1 rRNA gene is annotated in these 257 nt (G+C 44.0%); it reads right to left on the bottom strand.

Going from position 1 to position 257, the window contains the following annotated elements:
* Nucleotides 1-75, bottom strand: a 16S ribosomal RNA gene (locus MDHKLMBL_RS20755); the annotation flags it as partial.
* Nucleotides 76-257: the final 182 nt, after the last annotated feature.

Below are 257 nucleotides of genomic sequence, written 5' to 3' on the forward strand. Positions count from 1 at the left end.
CTGTTACCGCTCGACTTGCATGTGTTAAGCCTGCCGCCAGCGTTCAATCTGAGCCATGATCAAACTCTTCAGTTTAAATCATACAAGAATCCGAAGATTCTCTATTCTTGCTCAAGACAAAACTCAATTTCGACGAGTCACTGTCCTGATATTTCATATCCGAAATACCTCGGCCAGCGCCCACACGAATTACTTGGTCAACTTTTTAAAGAGCGTTTGAGCTGTTGCTCAATCAAGGCCGCGTATTCTACATCGTA

The organism is Marinobacter flavimaris (assembly GCF_002933295.1).
Classification (GTDB): domain Bacteria; phylum Pseudomonadota; class Gammaproteobacteria; order Pseudomonadales; family Oleiphilaceae; genus Marinobacter; species Marinobacter flavimaris.